The 1,052-nt window shown below is 66.9% G+C and carries 1 protein-coding gene; it reads left to right on the top strand.

Annotated features, from left to right (window positions below; genetic code table 11):
- Positions 1-1,052 (top strand): potassium/proton antiporter (locus tag FJ980_RS34000; RefSeq protein ID WP_140547707.1); only part of this gene is annotated, 1,052 nt, incomplete at both ends.

Genomic DNA, 1,052 nt, shown 5'->3' with positions numbered 1-1,052 from the left:
GCCGGCGAGATCAATCTGCGCGAGCGCGTGCGCTCCACGCTGGAGGTGGAGTCCGGCACCAACGATCCGATCGCCATCTTCCTGACCATCACCCTGGTCGAGATCATAGCCGCCCATGCCGACCCCGAGGCCAATGTCCTGGTCACCAACCTCGTCCTCGGCTTCCTCATCAACATGGGCCTGGGCGCCATTGTCGGCGTGCTGGGGGGCCTCGCCATCGTGCGCCTCGTCGACCGGCTCAATCTCGACCATGGCCTGCTGCCGATCTTCGTGCTGACCCTATCGCTGATGGTCTTCGCCGCCGCCGGCGCCATCGGCGGCTCCGGTTTCCTGGCGGTCTATCTTGCCGGTCTCATCGCGGGTAATTCCGACATCCGCGCCGTCACCATCCTCAAGCGCTTCCAGGACGGCATGTCCTGGCTGGCGCAGATCATCATGTTCCTGATCCTCGGCCTGTTCGCGACGCCCTCGCAATTCCCGGCGATCATGGTGCCGGCGGTGCTGCTTGGCCTGTTCCTGATGTTCGTCGCCCGGCCGATCGCGGTCTGGCTTTGCCTGGTCCCGTTTCGTCTGCCGCGCCCCGAAGTCGCCTTCGTTTCCTGGGTCGGCCTGCGCGGCGCCGTCTCGATCCTGCTTGCCATCACTCCCTTGCTCGGCGGGCTGGAGAATGGCCGCACCATCTTCAACGCCGCCTTCATCATCGTCCTGGTGTCACTCGTCATCCAGGGCTGGACCGTTGGTCCGCTGGCGCGCCGTCTCGGCCTGATCGTGCCGGCGCGGCTCGGACCTCTGGACAAGGTCGAGCTCGAACTGCCGGGCTCGGCCCATCACGAACTCCTCGCCTACCGCGTCGCGCCGGGCAGCCCGGTGGCGCGCGGCGAGCGCATCCCTCGCTGGGCGCGGCCCTCGCTGGTGTTGCGCGATGGACGCTCGATGCGTTTCCAGGACATGGGCAGGCTTGCCGCCGGCGACCAGGTCTACATCTTCGTGCCGGACCGCTATCCACGCCTGCTCGATAAGCTGTTCTCCAGCCGCGCAGTCGTCGACCCCGA

The sequence above is a fragment of the Mesorhizobium sp. B1-1-5 genome (genome assembly GCF_006443065.1).
GTDB lineage: Bacteria > Pseudomonadota > Alphaproteobacteria > Rhizobiales > Rhizobiaceae > Mesorhizobium.
Note: the sequence above shows the minus strand (reverse complement) of the source record. Positions and strands in the feature narration are given on the sequence as shown.